The organism is Micromonospora sp. NPDC003776, from assembly GCF_053605645.1.
The window spans coordinates 1-1,117 of sequence record NZ_JBSGJR010000987.1; the positions used below are offsets into that span (position 1 = coordinate 1).

The window sequence follows — 1,117 nt, forward strand, 5'->3', positions numbered from 1 at the left end:
GGTCCGGCGGTGCGCCGCGTCCCCGGCCGCGGCGCGCAGCCAGTTCGCCACCGTGGCGAGCCGCATCACCACGTACCCGACGGTGATGGTGGCGAAGTCGGCCTCGGTGAACGCGCGGGGCACCCCGGCGGCGAGCACCAGCGCCCCGGTGATCTGCACCAGGGTGGTCAGCCGGTACACGTCGTCCTCGGTGTCGTACGCGGAGGCGAACCAGGTGAAGTTCATCCACGCCCACCAGATCGCGAAGAACACCGTCAGGTAGCTGGTCAGGGCGTGCCCGAGGTGCCCGGCCGCGAGGTCGTGATGCAGGCCGCCGGCCGCCTGGGCCACGGCGACCACGAAACAGAGGTCGAAGAAGAGCTCCAGCGGGGTCGCGGTGCGGTGCGCCTCGTCGGGGCGGCGGGCGCGCATCGGCCGGTGCCAGACCCGAACGGGCGCGTTGCTGGTCAATCGGTGCTCCTCGCCGGCCGCGGGTCAGCTGCCCGCACACGATAACCAGCTCAGCCGGCCAGCGACGGCGCGGCCGGTGACCCGGATGCCGGGTCGAGCCCGGCGACGGTGCTGAGCGCCGCCTCCACGGCGGCCGGGAGGCGGCGCCGTTGCCGCAGCACCCAGCCCAGCTCCCGGGCCGCGTCGTAGACCCCCGCCCGCCCGGCCGGATCCCGCCAGGCCTGCGCCACCGCCCTCCGCACCACCGACGCCGGGCGGCGCAGCGCCGCGGTCAGCACCCGGTTGCGCGCCTCGACCCGCTGCCGGGCCAGCGGGTCCCGCCCGTCCGGCGCCGGCAGGTGGTGGGCCACCAGCTCCGGCACGTACGCGAGCTGCCAGCCGGCGGCGGCCAGGTCCATCGCCAGCAGCGCCTCCTCGCCGTACGTGCCGAGCCGTTCGGCGAAGCCGCCGACCTGCTGGTACGCGGCGCGGCGCAGCACCACCGCGCAGGCCAGGAAGCCCAGCACGGTGGGGCCGGGCGCGCCCGGCGCCGTGCCCAGCGGGGCGCGGGCCTGGGCGGCGGAGACCGGATCCCGCCGTTCCTGCGGGCCGACCCGCACCTCCCCGGTCAGCAGCCCGGTACGCGGATGCCGCCGCAGCAGCTCCGCCGCCCGCGCCAGCGCGCCCG

General features: G+C 77.4%; 2 protein-coding genes. Both read right to left on the reverse strand.

All coding sequences use genetic code 11. The features are described from left to right. Positions 1–450: low temperature requirement protein A (locus tag ACWEVO_RS36945; protein ID WP_452312012.1), on the reverse strand; the 450-nt coding region annotated here is incomplete at its 3' end. Between the two features lie 50 nt (positions 451–500). Beyond that, a partial coding sequence (locus ACWEVO_RS36950) for a glycosyltransferase family 2 protein (protein ID WP_452312013.1) occupies positions 501–1,117 on the reverse strand: 617 nt, incomplete at its 5' end.